The sequence below is a fragment of the Microbacterium sp. AC132 genome (assembly GCF_979258525.1).
Window position 1 is genome coordinate 1,262,993 of the sequence record NZ_OZ409862.1, and the last position, 17,025, is coordinate 1,280,017.

The following is a 17,025-nucleotide window of genomic DNA, read 5'->3' on the forward strand; positions in this document are numbered from 1 at the left end:
GTCTACATCCTTTCAGCGGTGAATGGATCGGTGTGGAACCAGCGTCGGGCTGCCCAGAGCGAGACATAGACCAGTCCGACGAGAACAGGCACTTCGATGAGCGGGCCGACGACCCCGGCAAGGGCCTGGCCGGAGGTCGCGCCGAAGGTGCCGATGGCGACGGCGATGGCGAGCTCGAAGTTGTTGCCCGCTGCAGTGAAGGCCAGCGTCGACGAGCGGGCGTATCCGAGCCCCAGCGCCTTGCCCGTGAAGAGGCCGATAAACCACATGATCCCGAAGTACGCCAGCAACGGGAGTGCGATCCGAGCGACGTCCCAGGGGCGGCTGGTGACCTGTTCGCCCTGGAGCGCGAACAGCAGCACGATGGTGAAGAGGAGACCGTAGAGGGCCCAGGGGCCGATCTTCGGGATGAAGCGGTCTTCGTACCAGTCGCGTCCCTTCGTCCGCTCCCCGATGAAGCGGGAAGCGAATCCGGCGACGAGGGGTATGCCGAGGAAGATCAGCACGTTCAGCGCGATCTGCCAGACCGAGATCTCGAGCCCTTGGGAGTCGAGGCCGAGCCAGCCCGGGAGAACCGTCAGGTAGAACCAGCCGAGCAGCGAGAAGGCGAAGACCTGGAACACCGAGTTGATGGCGACGAGCACTGCCGCGGCCTCGCGGTCGCCACATGCGAGGTCGTTCCAGATCACGACCATGGCGATGCAGCGGGCGAGGCCGACGATGATGAGCCCGGTGCGGTACTCAGGTAGGTCCGGGAGGAGAGCCCAGGCGAGAACGAACATGAGCGCTGGTCCGACGAGCCAGTTGAGCACCAAAGAGGAGATGAGCAGCTTCTTGTCTCCGGTGACAGCGGCGACCTTGTCGTAGCGGACCTTGGCGAGAACCGGGTACATCATCACCAGTAGGCCGAGGGCGATGGGAATCGAGATTCCACCGACCTCGAGGTCGGCTAGGAGACCGGAGACTCCGGGGACGAAGCGACCGATGACGATGCCGCCGACCATGGCGAGACCGATCCAGAGCGGCAACCAGCGGTCGAGGGTCGACAGACGACGCGTGGCGGTCGGGACGGTAGTGGGTGCGGTGGCGGTGCTCATGCGAGGAGAGCCTCCATCTTCGTGGCGATGATGGGCTTCGGGTGGGCGCCGATGAGTGTGTCGACCCGCGTGCCTCCTGTATAGAACCCGAGTGTGGGAATGGACGTGACACCGACTGCGGTCACCGTCTCAGGGTTCTGGTCGGCGTCGAGCTTGACGATCTTCACACGGCCGTCGTACTCGGCGGCAAGCTGATCCAGAAGGGGTGCGACCTGCTTGCACGGCCCGCACCAGGTGGCCCAAATGTCGACGACGACGGGGATCTCGGAGTCGATGACCTCGGCCTGGAAGGTGGCATCGGTGACAGTGATGGGCGCGCTCATGCGAAGACCTCCTCGGTCTCGGTCTGTACCGATGCGGTCTCGTCGAGCGACGCGAGGTAGTGCTGGGCGTCTTGTGCTGCGGCGCATCCGGTGCCTGCGGCGGTGATTGCCTGACGGTAGGTGTGGTCGACCAGATCACCCGCGGCGAAGACCCCCGCGAGGTTCGTGCGCGTGGACGGATGCTCGACGAGCACGTAGCCGTCGGAATCCGTATCGACGAGGCCGGCGACGATCTCGGAGCGCGGGTCATGGCCGATGGCGACGAAGACTCCAGTGGCCGAGATCGTCCGCTCGGCGCCTGTGACGGTGTCGCGTAGCGTGACGGCTTCGACCTTCTCGGCGCCCACGAGGCCGGCGACCTCGCTGTTCCAGGCGACCTCGATCTTGGGATGGTCGAGCACACGCTGCGCCATGATCTTCGAGGCCCGGAACTCGTCACGGCGGTGCACGACGGTGACCTTCGACGCGAAGCGGGTGAGGAACAGTGCCTCCTCCATCGCAGAGTCTCCGCCGCCGACGACGACGATCTCCTGCTCACGGAAGAAGAAGCCGTCACAGGTGGCGCACCAGGAGACGCCGTGACCGGTGAGTCGATCCTCGTCCGGCAAGCCGAGCTTGCGATAGGCGGAGCCCATCGTGAGCACGACGGCACGGGCGAGGAAGGTCTCCCCAGCTCCGGTCTCGACCGTTTTGATGGTCGCGTCGAGGTCGACGCGGACGGCGTCGTCAAGGAGGATCCGGGCACCGAAGCGCTCAGCCTGAGCGCGCATCGACTCCATCAGGTCAGGCCCCTGCACGCCGTCGACGAAACCGGGGAAGTTCTCCACCTCGGTCGTGGTCATCAGCGCGCCGCCTGCCGTCACAGAACCGGCGAGGACCACAGGAGCAAGACCTGCACGCGCGGCGTAGACCGCGGCGGTGTAGCCCGCAGGCCCGGACCCGATGATAACTAGCTCAACCTCTTGAATCGACATGTGTCTATATTGACATCCGTCGATACTGCGTGCAACCGCTGATGACGGAGTTCACCTGCTCTTCGCCTGGCGAACAGATCATGCCGGTGGAGCATTCGAGACAGTCATGAACCAGAGGACCCCAGATACCCCTGCCCAAGACAGTTCTGTTCATATGCAAGCACAATGCGGGGCGCTCCCAGCTCGGCGCCCATCTCCTGACACACATCGGCGATGGGCGACTTGTCGCGACGAGTGCGGGAATCACCCCCTCCGAGACGATCAACCCAGCCGTCGCGGCAACGCTGCACGAGCTCGGAATCGACACGTCAGCGGCCACGCCCCGGGCCGTGACAGTGGATGATCTCAACACGTCCGATGTCGTGGTCTTGATGTAACCGGGCCTCCCGCTGCCGGGCGCGGTGCACGGAGAGCTGGTCGAGTGGTCATTCCCCGACCCCTCCAACTGGGATGCCGACGGCGTCCGCGAACTCCGCGACGCCATCGACGCGAAGGTACGTGGTCTGGCAGCTGTTCTCGTCGGCTAACGTCTTGTATCGATTGTCTGCGGCGTTCTCGCCGGAGCGGAAACCACCTATCCGCTTCCGATCCAGCCGATTCGCGCACGTGCATGTGACTCGACACGCTGGGAGCGTGCACGACCTCGTCACCTGGTGGGAACGTCCTCAGATCGCTCTGTACGTCGCCGTGATCGTCGCGGGTGTCGCGTTAGGCATGCTGGGCTCGGGTGCAGCGCACCCGCTCGTATTCGCCATCAGTTCCGACTCCGCCTGCTGCTGCACGCGACATTCCTCGGGGTCCTGTTCGGGGTGACCGGCCAGCAACCGCGTTAGACGGTGTGGGGCGCTTCCGGCAACGACAAAATGATGACTCCGACCAGATTCGCGGCAGGATCATCTGGATCGAGCAGGACTACGTCTGGATCTAGTCGCCTGACATCGACTCTGTGGCATCCGCGATGTCGACGCCGAGGGAGGCCTACCCTTCCGGCAAAGCCTCATCTATGCTGCCGCTCATGGATGAAACCGATGGCCAGCCACGGCCCCGCCCATGGCAAGCACAGCCATCCACCGATGTGATCGCAGCGTTCACTGTCGCCGTCACCAGATTGAACGCCGACGGGGACTTCATTGTTCGGGCGCTGACTGACCAGCTTCTCGCAGAGCGACCGATCGCGGATCAGGAAGAGCTGACGCCGCAGGAGATCAGCTATCTCATCTGGTCCAAGGCCTTCACGCCAGAGTCGCTCGAGAAGACATCGACTCTGGTTGCTCGCGGGGGTCTTGTAGTGAGTGCAGCGAGCACTCTTCTGACAAGCGTGCTTCAAACCATGTCCGCATCCGCAGCCGCTGCCTTCTTGAATATGGATGAGGAATCACTCTTCGCCGCTGCCGACCGTGGCGAGTTGTATATGGTCGATGTTGCGCAGTCCCGGCGTTTTCCGTCGTGGCAGTTCAGCCTCTCCTCGCCGGGGAAACTCCTGCCGCACCTAACCGAGATCATCGACATCGTGAAAGACAAGGGATGGATGTCGGTATCTGCTCTGATGGCGACGCCACAGTCAACCATGGTCACCGACGGGCAGCACAGCCCTGTGGAATGGTTCAGGCGTGGCGGCGATGTGGAAGCTCTGGCCCGGATCATCGAGGGTCAGAAGTGGCGATAGCGATCGTGGCAATGCAACGGCACAGTGGGCGCCGTTCACATGTCGTCTAAGGAGTGTGGCCTCGAGCTGCGAGAAACTCCGTCGCCGTCTCAACTGGATACTGCTCGTCGACGTAACTTGCCGGTGTGAGGTTTCGGGTTACGAAGAGGGTGCTGAGGCGGAACTGCTCGCCGTCAGGCGAGTCGCCGAGTCCGAGACGCGTCGCTATGCTCGCGACGTGGGGCGCTAGTTCGCTCTCCTTGCGGGCGAGCTGCGTTGCATAGCAGGGCTTGGTCCCGCGGCCTCCTACCTGGTCCCGGAAGAAGGTGCGCAGTTGGCGTGCCGTCTCAGCGAATCCGTGAACCGACGCAGGGTCCTTCGCTTCGATCAACCAGATGGTGCTATCGCCAGGGCGTCCGCACACGAGGTCAACTTCGGTTGTGAGAGTCGGAACGCCGAGTCGCGCGTGGTCGTTGGGTTTCACGCGGGTGATCGTGATGTATCCGAGTTCCTCTAGCTGAGCTTGGAGAAATCTTTCGAACCGAATGTTGCGGCGCGCACGGCGTTCCGCAAGCGCGTTGCTGACCGGCTGAGGAACGTCTCCCGCCCAGGGAAGAACGCCTTGGAGGAGGTGGCGGTAGTAGACCTGAAAGGAGGTCAGTAAGTACTGGGGACTGACAATGAGTCGTCCATTCGAGTCTTGCACCAGCGGTTGCACGAGGAGCCGGTGACGCCGAGTGCGCGTTAGCCAGGGCTTCCACTCCACGGCTCGCATCTGGACGGCGGTGCTCGTGAGCATCCCGATAGCGGCTTCGACACGCGTTCTCTGAGTCTCATTCGCGCCCCAGCCCAGCGCATCACAGACCCAAGCTGTTGCCTCGGCCGCGGTGACGTGGGCAGTCGTCCTGCCTGGCTCGAACGTCTCCCAGTTTGCGAGCGCGGCGAGGGCGAAGAGCATGTCCTGCGACGTCGCTCCCCATGCCTGCTGGAAAGCGCCCTCGACGTCGTCTCCTTCGTTCGCCTGTTGCAGCGAGTCGTCATCTTGAGTGCCATGCAGCCGAACGCTTGCAGCCGCACGGCTCAGTTCGTCGTTTCGAAGGCCCCAAGCCGATGCGTCGGGATGCGGATCATCGTCGACGTTGAGCTCGTACATCGGGCTGAGGTCGATGACTGCGGGCGCGACTTGGTGATACATCCGCTCACTCAATGTGGTCGCGGTGAGGTACGCATCTGCGGCGGCAAGAAGACCGCTCCACGCCTGAGGAGTGATCGGCTTCACCGCCGCCGGATTGTCCAGGATGCGCAAGGCAGCCTCCACCACGATCTCGTTACACTGACGAAGCTGAAGTGTCTCCGCCGAGAGCTCGGCCGTGCGGGTGAGCGGATCCCATTCGGTCGCGAGATTCGCTGCGACTCGGGATAGATCGTCTTGCTGATGAATGGCACTGTCCATCACCCTCGCCAGCTGCTCCATCCCCGTAAGCACCACCTCGCTCACGTCGTGTCTCTTGATTCCTTCAGTCAGGGTCTCGAGAGCAAGGGGCGCAAGTTGCTCGCGGATAAGTCGATTAGCGTCGTCCGCTCGGTACTCTCCCGGTTGAACGCCGGCATCGTGGAGTCGTCGTCCCAAAGCCGCAACCATGCGGCTCTCATCAGAGGGTCGTAGACGCCACGGATCAGGCAGGTGATTGAGAGTGGTCCGGGCCTGCTTCATCTCCAAGATGAGAAAGGGTCTAGCTGTGCGCCACTGGTCGCGGAGCGCCGCTGCGGTTTCGATATCCATGCCTGCCGCGCGGAGCAGATCGAACACTGCATCCGCTGTTAGGAGATTCGCCGCGTGCGGATCTCCATTCGCCGAGTCTGCGAATCCCTCGACATCGATGCGCCACAAGAAGTTGACTGGTTCGTCGACGGCACGCGCGTGCGGGTCGAGGTACGGCGTGACCACGCCGGACGGTTCACCCGAGACCGTTTCCGATGCGTGGAGGTGAAGGACGTATCCGGGCACATCGATCTCCTGGTGCGCGAAACGCCATCGATCACCAAGCGCAGCGAAGCCGTAGATTAGCCCGCCGCAGAAGTCGAAGAAGAACCGCCGGTGGTCCGCAGATGCTTCCTCCAGGCTCGCCCGTGCCACGGCAACGGGAGGTTCGGTGAGAGCGAGGGACCACCCGTCAACACTCGGCGCGATGTTGACACCGCGGGTGGCGTCGTACGTGGGGTCACCTGCGATCATCGCGACGTTTGCGACGGCCCCCGGAGCGACTTCTGCCGCTCGGAGGTCTCGAATCGGGGGAAGCCCGACCCTGAGGAGCGCCACTTCGAGATCGGATAGCTCTACCGCTCGATCCCACTCGGCCTCGCCCGCGTGCGCTTCAAAGTAGACGGCATTGGGTACCACGCCACCCTTGAAAAACGACTTGCCATTCGCTTTCCATGGCTCCCAGTAGTTGATCGCCTCCCAGCCGAAACTCTCAGGGAAATCGGGAGCGCTCAGATCCCGCGCGAATGCGTAGAGATCATCGTCGGACGTAGCCGTATCCGCGATCCAGGTCAGGTCTTCGAGCGCGAGTTTTGCTTCGCCCACCGCCTGGGGCACAGCGATGTGGCCGGGTGCAGCGAACACCGTCAGCGGAATGACCTCCGCGCCCGGCCTGATGGTTCCTTGTCGCCCGCCCGCCATCCGCACCGGCACAGGGCCTGATTGCGACCTCACCTGTTTCGCCAGCTCCACTGAGCCGATGTATGGCGGCGGCGCGGCTCCCAGGTCGGGGACGTAGATGACTGAGACGGCGATGAATGTGGATGGGTTCACCGGCACCAGCCACTGAACGTCAATCCCGCGAAGCGGGGAATCGACGCCTTCACTGCGGGGAGGAGCTTCGATCACGCTGTTGGAGAAGCGCCATAGGGACTGGCGGATCTGGTTCAGGCAAGAACTCCGGAGGGCCCGTCGTGCTTGCCCGTCCCGGTCGAGCGCAGACACCAGTTCTCGCACGGCATGGGCCATGATCTCTGGGATGAAAAGTGGCGGCACCCATCGATGTGCACCCGCCGAGTCAGCAAAGCGAAGGTACCTCCCGAACGGGCTGGAAAGACTCTCCGCGTCGAACGTGGCCAGACTCGCGGAGTTCGTCATCCATTCCAACGCGCTTTTGTCAGCCTCACCGAGTTCGATGTGGTCGAGGGGGTTCAGGTTGAGGAAGGCCCGTGTCGCTTCGTACTCCGCGTCCGGCAGGAAGACCTCGTCGTTGAGCTCGAGGTCCGGGGCTGGTACCCATGCGTCTGCAAGTTGGCGGGCACAGAAGTCGCCGTACTTCATTGCCACGTTCACCACGTTTTCGATGCCGAAATGAAATCGTCTGTGAAGCCGACCGTCTACCGCTTCCGCCATTCTGAGCGCACGCGTGAGGTCGGCGACCGGCCGTTCGGTGAGGCCAGGCACTGCGCGCAGCGGCTCAGAGCCCACGGCGAGGAAGGCAGTCCGGGTCGGGTCGGTGGCGATGAAATCTTCACGCGCCGGGCCGATCCCATAGGTTGTAGCCGCTAGATCGGACAGTACTTGGATCGACGGCAGCGGCCGGTATTCGTCTGGTGCCGGAGCGGCGGAGGCTCGTATCGCAGCCGCGAAGCTGCTTCCCAATGTCACCGACCGATGCCTGTTGCCGGGGGACGTGGCGGCGGCGAAAATCAGCGTCCAGAGCTCGTCCGGATCGTACGCTGAAAAGGCCTGTTCGAGTGCGTCTGGCTCCCGTTGCGTGGCGCTCACCGCGCGCCATTGAGATCGAGGCCGACTGTTCCTACGAGTTTTTTGCTCTTCCCCACGCAAGCATTCAAGCGTAGGCCGGCGACATTCTCGCTGATTGTTGGGCGTTGAAGACGTCGCCCGCCAGGGACCAAGGTGGCCAAGGGGTGGGCGCCGCTTTGAATGCGCGGGCGATATGCCTCTGTCAGCGCCGCCGCGTCCTCGCCAGGGAGCGCAGTGACCGCTCACACCTTGACGCTTCCCGACGATGAATACACGCAAGAGCGCGAGTAAGATAATGCGTGTACGCGCTAATCAGATGACGACGCGAGGAGCCCAGATGGCCGCGAAGAAGAGTCGCCCCCGTGCCGCCTCGAATCGCGTCGCCGGTCGCGAAATCCCTGTGGGCCGCGGCACTGTGACAGGTCGATTCCGCGACGGGAAACCGAAGCTCGTCGTGGCGACCAAAGCCCCGGCAAAGACCGACGTACAAGCCGGTGTCGAACGCCTTGCGCAGGTGGCGAAGACGTCAAACGTCGACGTGTCCGTGTTCAACGCACTCATCGACCAGCTCGCCGAAGCCATGACCGACCGTCAATCGACCGAGCTGGGCCTCACAGAGCACGAAGCCAGCTTCCTGATCGAGTCCGGCGATTTCACTCCGGAGGAGTTCGCCGAGGCAGCCGCATTCGTCACCAGCGGTGGGCTCGCCAAGCTAGAACGCGAGACTCACGTGCGCGCCCTAACCAACACGTACACCGCATCTGAAGTCGCAGCGCTACTCGGCATCGATGCCTCCAGTGTGCGTCACCGCCAAAGCAAGAACACCCTGTACGGCTTCCGGGCCGGAAGGGTCCGCCTCTACCCTCGATGGCAGTTCATTCTCGGCGAAAAGGCCTCGACGATCCCCCACCTCCCCTTGCTCGTCCGAGCGATCCCATCCGACTGGGATCCGGCCGACGTCGAGGGCTTCATGACGACACCGCAAGATGAATTGCGGCCATCAGACGACGCCAACGATCGCAACGAATGGATGACACCAATCGAGTGGCTGGCTGCCGCAAAGGACCCCGCACCCGTGGTGGGGATTCTTGAAGACGCCGACATCACGTGAGCCGGGCGCACGCAAAGGTCCCAGCCACGCCACCAGCGAAGCTCAACCTCGACGCTAGCGAGCACCTGAAGACCTACGAAGGGGTCCTCTGGCGTGTCTTCGCCACGAAGGGCGCTCACCCGCAGGCATGGGATGAGCTACGGCACTTCGGGCCGGTCGAAACCATGCGGTTCGACCCGCATCCCGAGCCGCAGCAGCACCACGCGAAGTACGGCGTGATGTATACAGCCGCTGGATCCACCACAGCTCTCGGCGAGGTATTTCAGAGGCGCCGACTCATCAACAGGCACGCTCGTGGGAACACCCTCGCTGCCTGGCAACCGACGCGCGAACTGAAGCTGCTGGATCTCACCAGCAACTGGCCCGTGGTCAACGGCACGACAGCCTCGATTCAGATGGGGCCTAAACGGTATACCCAGACCTGGGCAAACGCGATCCAGGACCAGCTCGGCGCGACCATCGATGGCCTGTACCACATGTCCTCGACTGACTTCGGTCCGATGGTGACCCTATTCACCCGCGCCGACGACTCGTTCCCTCTACTTCCGTTGGTGCACACTCGCCTGGACTCCTCGAGTGCGAACATCTACCTAGCGCAAGCCGCAAGAAAACTGGGCTACCGGATCAAGAAGTAGGAGTACACGGTCGCTGCTGCCAGGGCGCATGCGGCTGTGCAGTTCTACTTCTAGCAGTGGCGTCGACCACGTACGCGATGCGACGATCGAGGATGCGCAAGAGCGGCAAGAGCGAGCCCACGTCCCTATTTCTTAAGGTTCCCGGCAACCGGTACGACCGCTTGATCTTCCGCTATCCGTACCAGGACGATTCGGTCCTCGCGGCGAGCTTCCAGCAGGCTGCCGGGCGCCTTGCGGGGACTTTCAAAGCGGAGCCGATCGATGACACCATGCTTCTACCATTCTTGACGCTCTATCGGCAGGCGTTCGAACTCCGACTGAAGGTCATGATCCGAGAATTTGCGTCATTGCGTCGCCGTTTCCATGAGTCGGGCAACCCGGACCTCGCGACAGCGAAAATCGAGCAGCGACTTCGAACGTCTCGCATCCTGGGTCACAACCTTGACGCTTTGATGAACGAGTTGATAGGTCACTACAACGCCCTGGAAACGGATGAGCCGTTTCGAGAGTCGATCAAAGAGCTGTTGCTTCTTCTGCACGAGGCGGACAGAACAGGAACCTCCTTTCGCTACTCCGGGCAGATGCCCGACATCCAGGAGAGCCTCGACTTCGTCGACTTAGTCGCCATGCTCGACACCGAGTTCGAACTCCTGGGAGGCATGCTCGATGGGATCACCGAGATGTACGCCGCCGGTCCGCAGCCGGAGAACGAGAGCGACTGGTGATGAACCGGAGCGCATCGATGGCCGTTGAACGGCCGGTTTCGAGTCCGCACCTGTCACGACGTTTGGGCGAAACCGCAGGAGCTCCGGGCAAGCGGGGTAACGATAGTGAATGTCAGACCCCGCCCGTATGATCTCAACACCGGGGCATACGAGGGGCGGGAACACCCCGTTCGCGCTTTACATCGGATTTAGTCCGATTTCATCGCGATTCCGACAGTTCTGCTGTCGAGAACGCGTTCCGGTGACACAACCCGACTTTGGATGACACAAGGCTCCGATGAGGTGACACCGTGTGTCACGAAACGCCGACGCCTTGTCGAGATGGCGCCTCTCTCAGGAGGAACATCAGCGGCAGATACTGGAGCGATGGGGCTCCGGTCGCCCCTTTCGTCTTCGCATCATCCGAGCGGATACACGTGCGAGAAGGGCTGCGATGCGGCCAGTAGATGAAGCAAAGCCGATCAGCCCCCGACGGCGCACGTCGTCTAGCGTTCGTCGCGCTGACACGTCTTGACCGGCGCCCTAGCAAGAGACCGGCATCGGGCTCCGAGGCCCTTAAGAGTGGGTCGTACTAGAGTCGATTCCAGGGAGGAGAGTCATGGCATACGCGCTTGAGATCGCGACGTCCAACCCGCGGGCTGGACGTCGATTTGAGCCCGTGAAGGAACGAGAACTTCACCAGGATGCCCTGGCCGCCACGCAGGGCCTTCCAGGAGCGAGCAGAGGCCTCGTAGTCGTCCCTGAGTTTGCTGGCCCGCTCGGCGTCCCTGACTTCACAGCGTACGTGGGCGACATCGAGCGCCTGCGGCGCCGCCACAGACTTGATGTCGCACCGGTTCTCAACGAGTTGGATGCCGGCGTGGTGTCATCCGCGAACGTGCGCCGCGCGTTGAGCGCCAAAGGTCTCGCCGCCGCCCAAGGGTGGCCAACTGCAGCGATTTCCTATCGAGTCAGGGGTCTCGTGCGGCGCGGCGCTCTAATCGAGGTCGCAGCCGACCGTTACGTACGTCCCATCCCGCTGACACCAGGCGGTCGACTCTACGCCGTCGAGGCGAAGGTGGAGGATTGGCGCTCAGCACTACGTCAGGTGCGCACTTACCGCATCTGGGCCGACAGCTACGTTCTCGTGATGGGGCAAATCTCTACTCGCGCCCAAGTTGCCCTTGAGGCCGAGGTGGCCCATGACCGTGGCGGTCTCATGATTGCCGGCCGCTGGGTCATCCGACCTCGACTGGGGCGCGCCGAGGAGCGGCGGCGCCTCCAGGCTTGGGAACTTTTCGCAGCAGCGACCGAGGCAGGGCTATACGATCCAGCCTTCGCTGTGGCCGTACATACGTAGACCCTGTTGATAAGAACTGACCCAGAGGTTCGACCGATCACGCAGGCCTGTGGCCGCTTGGACGGCAGCCCAGTTCGTTGAGGCTTCGGTGTACATTCGGTCTAGCTCGTCGTAGCGTTGGCGGTAGGAGTTGCCCGCCCCCTGGATGCGCCGAATTGCTGCATCCAGCTGGGCTACGTGGTGCTGGAAGGCACCCTCGGCGTTCGGCACCGATGCCACCCCGCCGAGCCGTGTCGAAAGCGTCGCGTCCTGTTGCTGGAGCAGCGGCCCGTCCGCCTTCCGATCCAGCGTCCCAAGGAGGCCCAGAAAGCTGGGCCTCTCGTACCAACTCGCCTGCCCCGTGGTCTCGGGGCGTGGTGCGTAATCCGTGTACGATACGACGCGCTGGCGCTTGTCCCAGCCTGTCCCGACGGTGGTTGCACCCGCTGCTACCGCCGGAAGAGCAGCGAAGTCCCCATGAGAGACATGTACGGGCGCGTACTCGCTCAGCGCCCGCACGGTGCGGCAGATACCGTAAACCTCCTCCGCCGTGAGCTTCGGAGGAAGTTCATTATCCGGTTGCACGAAGGAGATAAACCATCCTTGGGGTGCCAGCGCGGCGAGCGCCCCTACATGGGCATCGAGGTCATGACCATCGCTCCAGAAGGTTCCGACGCCTGCAATCGTGAACCAAGCTGACGGCTCGAGCTCCTGGGCGACTCGAGCCGTCTCGAGAGCGAGCGTGCTGACGTTGTTGAGTCCGGACGGAAGCAGCGGAGCCGGCGCAACCAGCGATAGGCCCAATTCCGTCTGATGCTTGAACACCCGGCGCACATGCTCGCGTCGGTAGGCGTCCTGGGTGAGGTCACCGACCGGGCCGCCCCAGAGGTTGTACTCCGCGTAGTACCGGAAATCACCGACCCCGGGCATCTGCAGGGCGTGGGTGGTGGCGTCGAACCACACGGCCACACCAGCATCACGCAACTCGCGGATACGGTTGACGATGCCGGGCTTGAGACCTGGCCCACCGCGGTGGATATAGGGTGTCGCCCACGGGGTGATCACAGCACCGGTCGCCGTGCCTGCTTGGTGGGCGCGCGCGATCCAGCCCGCCTGAAATGAGCGCGGACTATCCTCGATGAACGTAGTCATTGGGTCGCCTCCAGCGCGTCGCGCAAGGCCGCCGCGTTACGGAATCTTCGCGCGGGCTGCGGGTGCAAGGCCCGGTGGACGAGTTCTACCTGTTCGCGCGACAGATCTGCCCGGTGAACATCGAGCGGAGTCATCGCCCCGGTGCGCAGACGAGTCATGTACTCGTTATCGTCACCGGTCCACGGGTACGGAGAGACACCACTCAATGCCGTGTACATGAGTATGCCGACCTGGAACACGTCCGACATCTGCATTGGGCCCCCGCTATAGCTGTTGAGGTGCTCGGGCGTCAGGTAGCCCCTCGTCCCCGGTTGCCCCGCGACGGTCAGACCAGATCGGAGCGTATGCCGCGCGAACCCGAAATCCAGAACCTTGTACGTACCGTCGCTGAGGCGGCGCACATTGTTCGCGCTCAGATCTCGATGTATGACGGACTTGTCATGTCCAGCCGCCAACCCATTCGCGACCTGGACGCCCATGGACTTAGCGTCGATCCATGACCACGGCACGCCCCCGATGAGGTTCCCTAGGTCGTCGCCATCCAAATACTCCTCGATCCAGGCGGCCGCATGCACGGGAGTGCCGAGCTCTGTGAGCTCGGATTTGACCTTGACGACGTTTGGATTATCAAGGCTCGCAAGGAGCTGCACCTCTCTTTCCGCCCGCTTCAGCGTTTCGTCCGTAGTGAACTCCAACGCCACGACCTTCAAGACGAACGTTTGCCCGTCCCGGGAGACGCGGCGTACAGCCTTCTGACCGCCGATGGCGCCAATTGGCCCTTCATCGGTCAGCCCAAACGCTGCGACCACTTCCCCCACGAGAGCCTCGTCTGCGACAGTCATGGCTCGAATCTATCGAGTCTGACCGCAATGAGGCCCAAAGTCCGCGGAGCGTGTCTATGCCGCAGTTGCCGCCCGGTTTCGCAACCTGTTCGAATCCAGAAGCGCGCTCATCGGATCTATGCAGCGGGGCCATCCTCGAAAACGATCGGGGACCAGGATCCGGAGAGCGACAGTGGTGCCGCCACGCCTTGGCGTGAGATGGTCACCGGCATCGTGCTTTACGGCGCGGGCAGCCGGCCGCTGTGCTCTACTGTCAGATCGTGCCGAACCATCTCACTGCCCTTGGTGGCTGGGTCCGCCAGGACTCATGGCCGCCCGTCCCCTGCCCGGAATGCGCCGCGGGCACCCTGGCGATCCGCAACAGCGTCATGCACATCAAGGATCCATTGTCCGAGGAGTATCTCGCCGCTGCTCGCCACGAGCAACTAGCCCCGGAAGACCTCACTGGTAAGTTCCTCGGCCTCCTGAGATGCACCAACGCCGGATGCAAGCGCACCCTCCCCTTCACAGGCGATTGGACGTACGCTCCCGACTACGACGACGAAGAGGGCTCCGAACGCTACGTCCACCACCTCAGGGTGAAGTACATCTCTCCCGCGCTCCGCATCATCACCCCGCCGGCGAAGACTCCGCCCACCGTGATCGCGACGATCGATGCGGCCGCCGAAGTGATCTGGATTGACCCTAGTGCTGCAGCCAACAAGCTTCGCCAGGCAGTCGAGGAACTCCTGACCACCTTGAAAGTGAAGCGATACACCATCAATAGCAAAGGCAAGCGCCAGGCCCTCACCACACACTCGCGAATCGTACTCCTCGAGAAGAACCGACCTGATCTCAACGACGTCGTCAAGGCGATCATGGCCGTTAAGTGGATCGGCAACACCGGCTCCCACGAATCTGCCCTAACCATCCGCAACGTACTCGACGGCGCCGACTACCTCGACCTCGCTCTCCGTAAGCTTTACGACCGCAGCGACCACGAATTGCTCAAGAAGGCCACGCTGGTCACCGCCCGCAAGGGACGCGTACCTCGCGCGAAGAGCCGGTAGCGACCCCTCGCCGCAGGTGAGCGAATGGGTTGTGCCCTAGTGTCGGATCGTGCCGCACCATCATGCTCTGCTCCCACTGGCCGACTGGTTCCCCGACGGCCAGTGGCCCAGCATCTCCTGCCCCGCCTGCCAGCGAAGCACCGTCCAACGCGTTGGAAAGACTGTCACCGTCCCCTCATCGCAGACCGCATATCAAGCTGTCGTCGACCACGGCTACCTTGACCCCGACATTCTCCACGGAACATTCACCGCGATGCTGCGTTGTTCCGACCCAACTTGCACAGCCCAGCTCGCTATCGCCGGCGATTGGTTTGTCAGCGACGAATCGAACGAATTTGACGGTCCGCAATGGGGTGAGAACCTCCGTGTCAGATACATCTCGCCTGCATTGCACACTGTCGGCCCGGTCTCAGGGACACCGGTTCCCGTGGCTGCCGCGATCAGCGCCGCGAACGAGATTATCTGGATCAACCCCAGCGCCGCGGCCAACCAGTTGCGCCAGGCTGTCGAGATCCTCCTTACTCACCTCAAAGTTCGAAAGACGCAACCAACAAACACCAAACGGCGACTGACGACCCACGCCAGGATCGAAGCCCTACGCCCGGCGTACCCCGACGTGGCTGACGCCCTCGAGGCCGTCAAATGGATCGGTAACACCGGCTCACACGAACCCGGTCTGACCATCGAGTACGTGCTCGAGGGAGCCAAGTACCTCGAATTGGCGCTACGCCGCCTCTACGATCGCACCGACGAGCAGCTACTCAAAAGCGCAGCCAAGATTAGCGCCCGCAAGGGACGGCCCGCCCGCTCCAAGAAGTAGAGATCGTGCTGCGCATCATCAGATCCTGGCGATCGGGGAGCTCGCTCAGCGTGGTCGGGAGGCGGTGAGCGCTCCAGACTTGCGCACCGTGATGGAGATCACCTTGCGGTTGGTGTGGTTGCTCGGGCTCGAGGATCGGGCCGCTGGTTTGAGGTCGCTGTTTGGTGTGGAAACCGACCTCATGGCAAAGCACCCGGAGCATCTCGCCGACCTCGGGAGTTCGCTCAGTCCGGATGAAGTGCTGCCCACGATCAACCTCGAACAGTTTGGGACGCTCGACGCGTCGTCGGGGCGGAACAGGCCATCAAACATGGCATCAGGTTCCGTCTGCTCAAGTCTCTTGTCAGCATTTCAGCAAACTCCTCAAACGGGAAGCCGGCAAGCTGCACCGCTTCGTGAATGACGCCATCACGGTCGCTCTCCCGGTCGGACGCCAGATCAAGAGCCCAGCTCAGCTACGCGATCCACGTTCATCGACTCAACGGGATGGACTGGGAGTCACATCTCACACAGAAGGGCTGGTACACGGCACCCTGGTCCATCGGCTTCGCACGCCGCTTGTACGGCCTTACCTCTCACGGAGGACAGGAATGAGCGACAAGCCAAGTCGACAGCCGGAGTTTCCCATGGATCTCGTCAAGGGAGTCACGGAGATCCTCGGACAAACTGAGCACCCCGGGCTGACGAACCGCGAGATCGACCAGCTTCTTCAGATGGCGGGCATCAGCGGCCGACCCGACGGATTCAACAAGCATGATGGGCTCTACGCTGCGTTGAACAACAAGCAGGTGGCCCAGAGCGCTGGGAACTGTGTTGCGGCATTCATCACGAAGGCGATGTCTCCCGGGAGGTACGCACGGGACCCTCAGCGCTTCACGCAACTCAGAGACGAACTCAATAAGTTCCTCATACATCACGGCTACGGGGTAAGCGACGCTGGAAAGCTAACTCGCAAAAGGCAAGCGACATCTCTCAGCGAAGGCGCGAAACTCGCTGGCACCCTTCAGGTCGAGCTTCGCAGACGGGGCACGCACGCCGAGCTCTTCCGCTACTGCGAGGAGGAGTTCGTGAACCGCTCGCTCTTCCACGCGCTCTCGGAGGCAGCCAAGAGCATTCCTGCTCGCGTCCGAGCAATCACCGGTCTCGCGGGCGACGGCGGTGCCCTGTACAACGGTGTCTTCGCCACTGGTCGCGACAAGCCGGTTCTCTACATCAACGCATATGAGTCAGACTCGGACATAAGTGAACATCGAGGCTTCAACAATCTTCTGCTCGGCATCCACGGACACTTCCGAAACCCTCGGGCGCACTCGAATCGCATCACCATCGTCGAAGCCATGCCCGACTTCTACGACGCGTTCGCGCTGTTCTCGTACGTCCATCGACGACTAGACGGCTCTTCACTCACTCCCTTGACCTAGCTGCATCGGCCCTGGAGGTCACCGATGGCTAAAAGTCTCACGGTAAAGAGGTCGCGTGAAAGCTGAAGCAGCCGCTCTTGCGCGACATTCTGTGTCAACAGATCGTTTTCCCGACATCTGCCGCAACAGCCGCCGCTCACGCCTCGGGCTGATACTGGAAGAGAC

Annotated in this window: 16 protein-coding genes; 10 read left to right on the forward strand and 6 right to left on the reverse strand. The window is 62.6% G+C overall.

Annotated features, from left to right (window positions below):
- Window positions 1–2 precede the first annotated feature (2 nt).
- Genes arsB through trxB form a run of 3 tightly spaced genes read right to left on the reverse strand, consistent with a single transcriptional unit; the run spans window position 3 to window position 2,394 of the window.
- Window positions 3–1,097 (reverse strand): ACR3 family arsenite efflux transporter, encoded by a 1,095-nt coding sequence (gene arsB, locus ACZZZQ_RS05885; RefSeq protein ID WP_275093355.1) that lies wholly within the window; start codon window positions 1,095–1,097, stop codon window positions 3–5.
- A complete protein-coding gene (gene trxA / locus ACZZZQ_RS05890) occupies window positions 1,094–1,420 on the reverse strand; it encodes a thioredoxin (RefSeq protein WP_292765925.1) in 327 nt (108 codons plus the stop codon). The genes arsB and trxA overlap by 4 nt, the downstream gene beginning before the upstream one ends.
- On the reverse strand, window positions 1,417–2,394 hold the full coding sequence (gene trxB, locus ACZZZQ_RS05895; RefSeq protein WP_275093353.1) for a thioredoxin-disulfide reductase: 978 nt from the start codon (window positions 2,392–2,394) through the stop codon (window positions 1,417–1,419). The genes trxA and trxB overlap by 4 nt, the downstream gene beginning before the upstream one ends.
- Window positions 2,395–2,546: 152 nt before the next feature.
- Between trxB and ACZZZQ_RS05900 the strand changes: the two genes are divergently transcribed.
- Entirely contained in the window at window positions 2,547–2,771 is a 225-nt protein-coding gene (locus tag ACZZZQ_RS05900; RefSeq protein WP_275093820.1) for an arsenate-mycothiol transferase ArsC, read from the forward strand.
- Window positions 2,772–3,409: 638 nt separating this feature from the next.
- Entirely contained in the window at window positions 3,410–4,060 is a 651-nt protein-coding gene (locus ACZZZQ_RS05905) for a hypothetical protein (RefSeq protein WP_275093352.1), read from the forward strand.
- Between the two features lie 46 nt (window positions 4,061–4,106).
- Here ACZZZQ_RS05905 and ACZZZQ_RS05910 read toward each other — a convergent pair whose 3' ends face one another.
- Window positions 4,107–7,808 carry a hypothetical protein gene (locus tag ACZZZQ_RS05910; RefSeq protein WP_275093351.1) on the reverse strand — a complete coding sequence of 1,234 codons (3,702 nt, stop codon included), beginning with the start codon at window positions 7,806–7,808 and terminating at the stop codon, window positions 4,107–4,109.
- A 316-nt stretch (window positions 7,809–8,124) separates the two neighbouring features.
- On the opposite strand from ACZZZQ_RS05910, the gene ACZZZQ_RS05915 reads away from it, so the two are divergent.
- From ACZZZQ_RS05915 to ACZZZQ_RS05930, 4 genes are all read left to right on the forward strand, one after another.
- Window positions 8,125–8,898, forward strand: coding sequence for a hypothetical protein (locus ACZZZQ_RS05915; RefSeq protein WP_275093350.1), 774 nt, complete (start codon window positions 8,125–8,127; stop codon window positions 8,896–8,898).
- On the forward strand, window positions 8,895–9,533 hold the full coding sequence (locus tag ACZZZQ_RS05920; RefSeq protein WP_463507098.1) for an RES domain-containing protein: 639 nt from the start codon (window positions 8,895–8,897) through the stop codon (window positions 9,531–9,533). Before ACZZZQ_RS05915 ends, ACZZZQ_RS05920 begins: the two co-directional genes overlap by 4 nt.
- Window positions 9,534–9,625: 92 nt before the next feature.
- The gene (locus ACZZZQ_RS05925) at window positions 9,626–10,258 is read left to right on the forward strand and encodes a hypothetical protein (protein ID WP_275093348.1); all 633 of its coding nucleotides are present in this window, start codon (window positions 9,626–9,628) and stop codon (window positions 10,256–10,258) included.
- 598 nt (window positions 10,259–10,856) lie between these two features.
- The gene (locus ACZZZQ_RS05930; protein ID WP_463507099.1) at window positions 10,857–11,597 is read left to right on the forward strand and encodes a hypothetical protein; all 741 of its coding nucleotides are present in this window, start codon (window positions 10,857–10,859) and stop codon (window positions 11,595–11,597) included.
- Here the strand turns inward: ACZZZQ_RS05930 and ACZZZQ_RS05935 are convergent.
- Together ACZZZQ_RS05935 and ACZZZQ_RS05940 are read right to left on the reverse strand one after the other, a co-directional pair.
- On the reverse strand, window positions 11,559–12,728 hold the full coding sequence (locus ACZZZQ_RS05935) for a hypothetical protein (protein ID WP_463507100.1): 1,170 nt from the start codon (window positions 12,726–12,728) through the stop codon (window positions 11,559–11,561). The genes ACZZZQ_RS05930 and ACZZZQ_RS05935 overlap by 39 nt on opposite strands.
- Complete coding sequence (locus tag ACZZZQ_RS05940) at window positions 12,725–13,570, reverse strand: serine/threonine protein kinase (RefSeq protein WP_463507101.1); 846 nt, start codon at window positions 13,568–13,570, stop codon at window positions 12,725–12,727. The genes ACZZZQ_RS05935 and ACZZZQ_RS05940 overlap by 4 nt, the downstream gene beginning before the upstream one ends.
- Window positions 13,571–13,830: 260 nt before the next feature.
- On the opposite strand from ACZZZQ_RS05940, the gene ACZZZQ_RS05945 reads away from it, so the two are divergent.
- The 4 genes from ACZZZQ_RS05945 (at window position 13,831) to ACZZZQ_RS05960 (ending at window position 16,860) form a co-directional block, all read left to right on the forward strand.
- Complete coding sequence (locus tag ACZZZQ_RS05945; RefSeq protein ID WP_463507102.1) at window positions 13,831–14,619, forward strand: DUF4145 domain-containing protein; 789 nt, start codon at window positions 13,831–13,833, stop codon at window positions 14,617–14,619.
- Between the two features lie 49 nt (window positions 14,620–14,668).
- Entirely contained in the window at window positions 14,669–15,439 is a 771-nt protein-coding gene (locus ACZZZQ_RS05950) for a DUF4145 domain-containing protein (protein WP_463507103.1), read from the forward strand.
- 88 nt (window positions 15,440–15,527) lie between these two features.
- On the forward strand, window positions 15,528–15,842 hold the full coding sequence (locus tag ACZZZQ_RS05955; protein WP_463507104.1) for a hypothetical protein: 315 nt from the start codon (window positions 15,528–15,530) through the stop codon (window positions 15,840–15,842).
- Window positions 15,843–16,029: 187 nt separating this feature from the next.
- Window positions 16,030–16,860, forward strand: coding sequence for a TIGR02391 family protein (locus tag ACZZZQ_RS05960; protein ID WP_463507105.1), 831 nt, complete (start codon window positions 16,030–16,032; stop codon window positions 16,858–16,860).
- The last annotated feature ends 165 nt before the right edge of the window (window positions 16,861–17,025 follow it).

What these genes read in the sequence shown, in the direction of transcription:
- ACZZZQ_RS05935 (WP_463507100.1), bottom strand. Translation starts at nt 12,728, where the DNA reads ATGACTACGTTCATCGAGGATAGTCCGCGCTCATTTCAGGCGGGCTGG.
- ACZZZQ_RS05960 (WP_463507105.1), top strand. Translation starts at nt 16,030, where the DNA reads ATGAGCGACAAGCCAAGTCGACAGCCGGAGTTTCCCATGGATCTCGTC.
- ACZZZQ_RS05925 (WP_275093348.1), top strand. Translation starts at nt 9,626, where the DNA reads ATGCGCAAGAGCGGCAAGAGCGAGCCCACGTCCCTATTTCTTAAGGTT.
- ACZZZQ_RS05940 (WP_463507101.1), bottom strand. Translation starts at nt 13,570, where the DNA reads ATGACTGTCGCAGACGAGGCTCTCGTGGGGGAAGTGGTCGCAGCGTTT.
- trxB (WP_275093353.1), bottom strand. Translation starts at nt 2,394, where the DNA reads ATGTCGATTCAAGAGGTTGAGCTAGTTATCATCGGGTCCGGGCCTGCG.
- ACZZZQ_RS05930 (WP_463507099.1), top strand. Translation starts at nt 10,857, where the DNA reads ATGGCATACGCGCTTGAGATCGCGACGTCCAACCCGCGGGCTGGACGT.
- ACZZZQ_RS05905 (WP_275093352.1), top strand. Translation starts at nt 3,410, where the DNA reads ATGGATGAAACCGATGGCCAGCCACGGCCCCGCCCATGGCAAGCACAG.
- trxA (WP_292765925.1), bottom strand. Translation starts at nt 1,420, where the DNA reads ATGAGCGCGCCCATCACTGTCACCGATGCCACCTTCCAGGCCGAGGTC.
- ACZZZQ_RS05915 (WP_275093350.1), top strand. Translation starts at nt 8,125, where the DNA reads ATGGCCGCGAAGAAGAGTCGCCCCCGTGCCGCCTCGAATCGCGTCGCC.
- arsB (WP_275093355.1), bottom strand. Translation starts at nt 1,097, where the DNA reads ATGAGCACCGCCACCGCACCCACTACCGTCCCGACCGCCACGCGTCGT.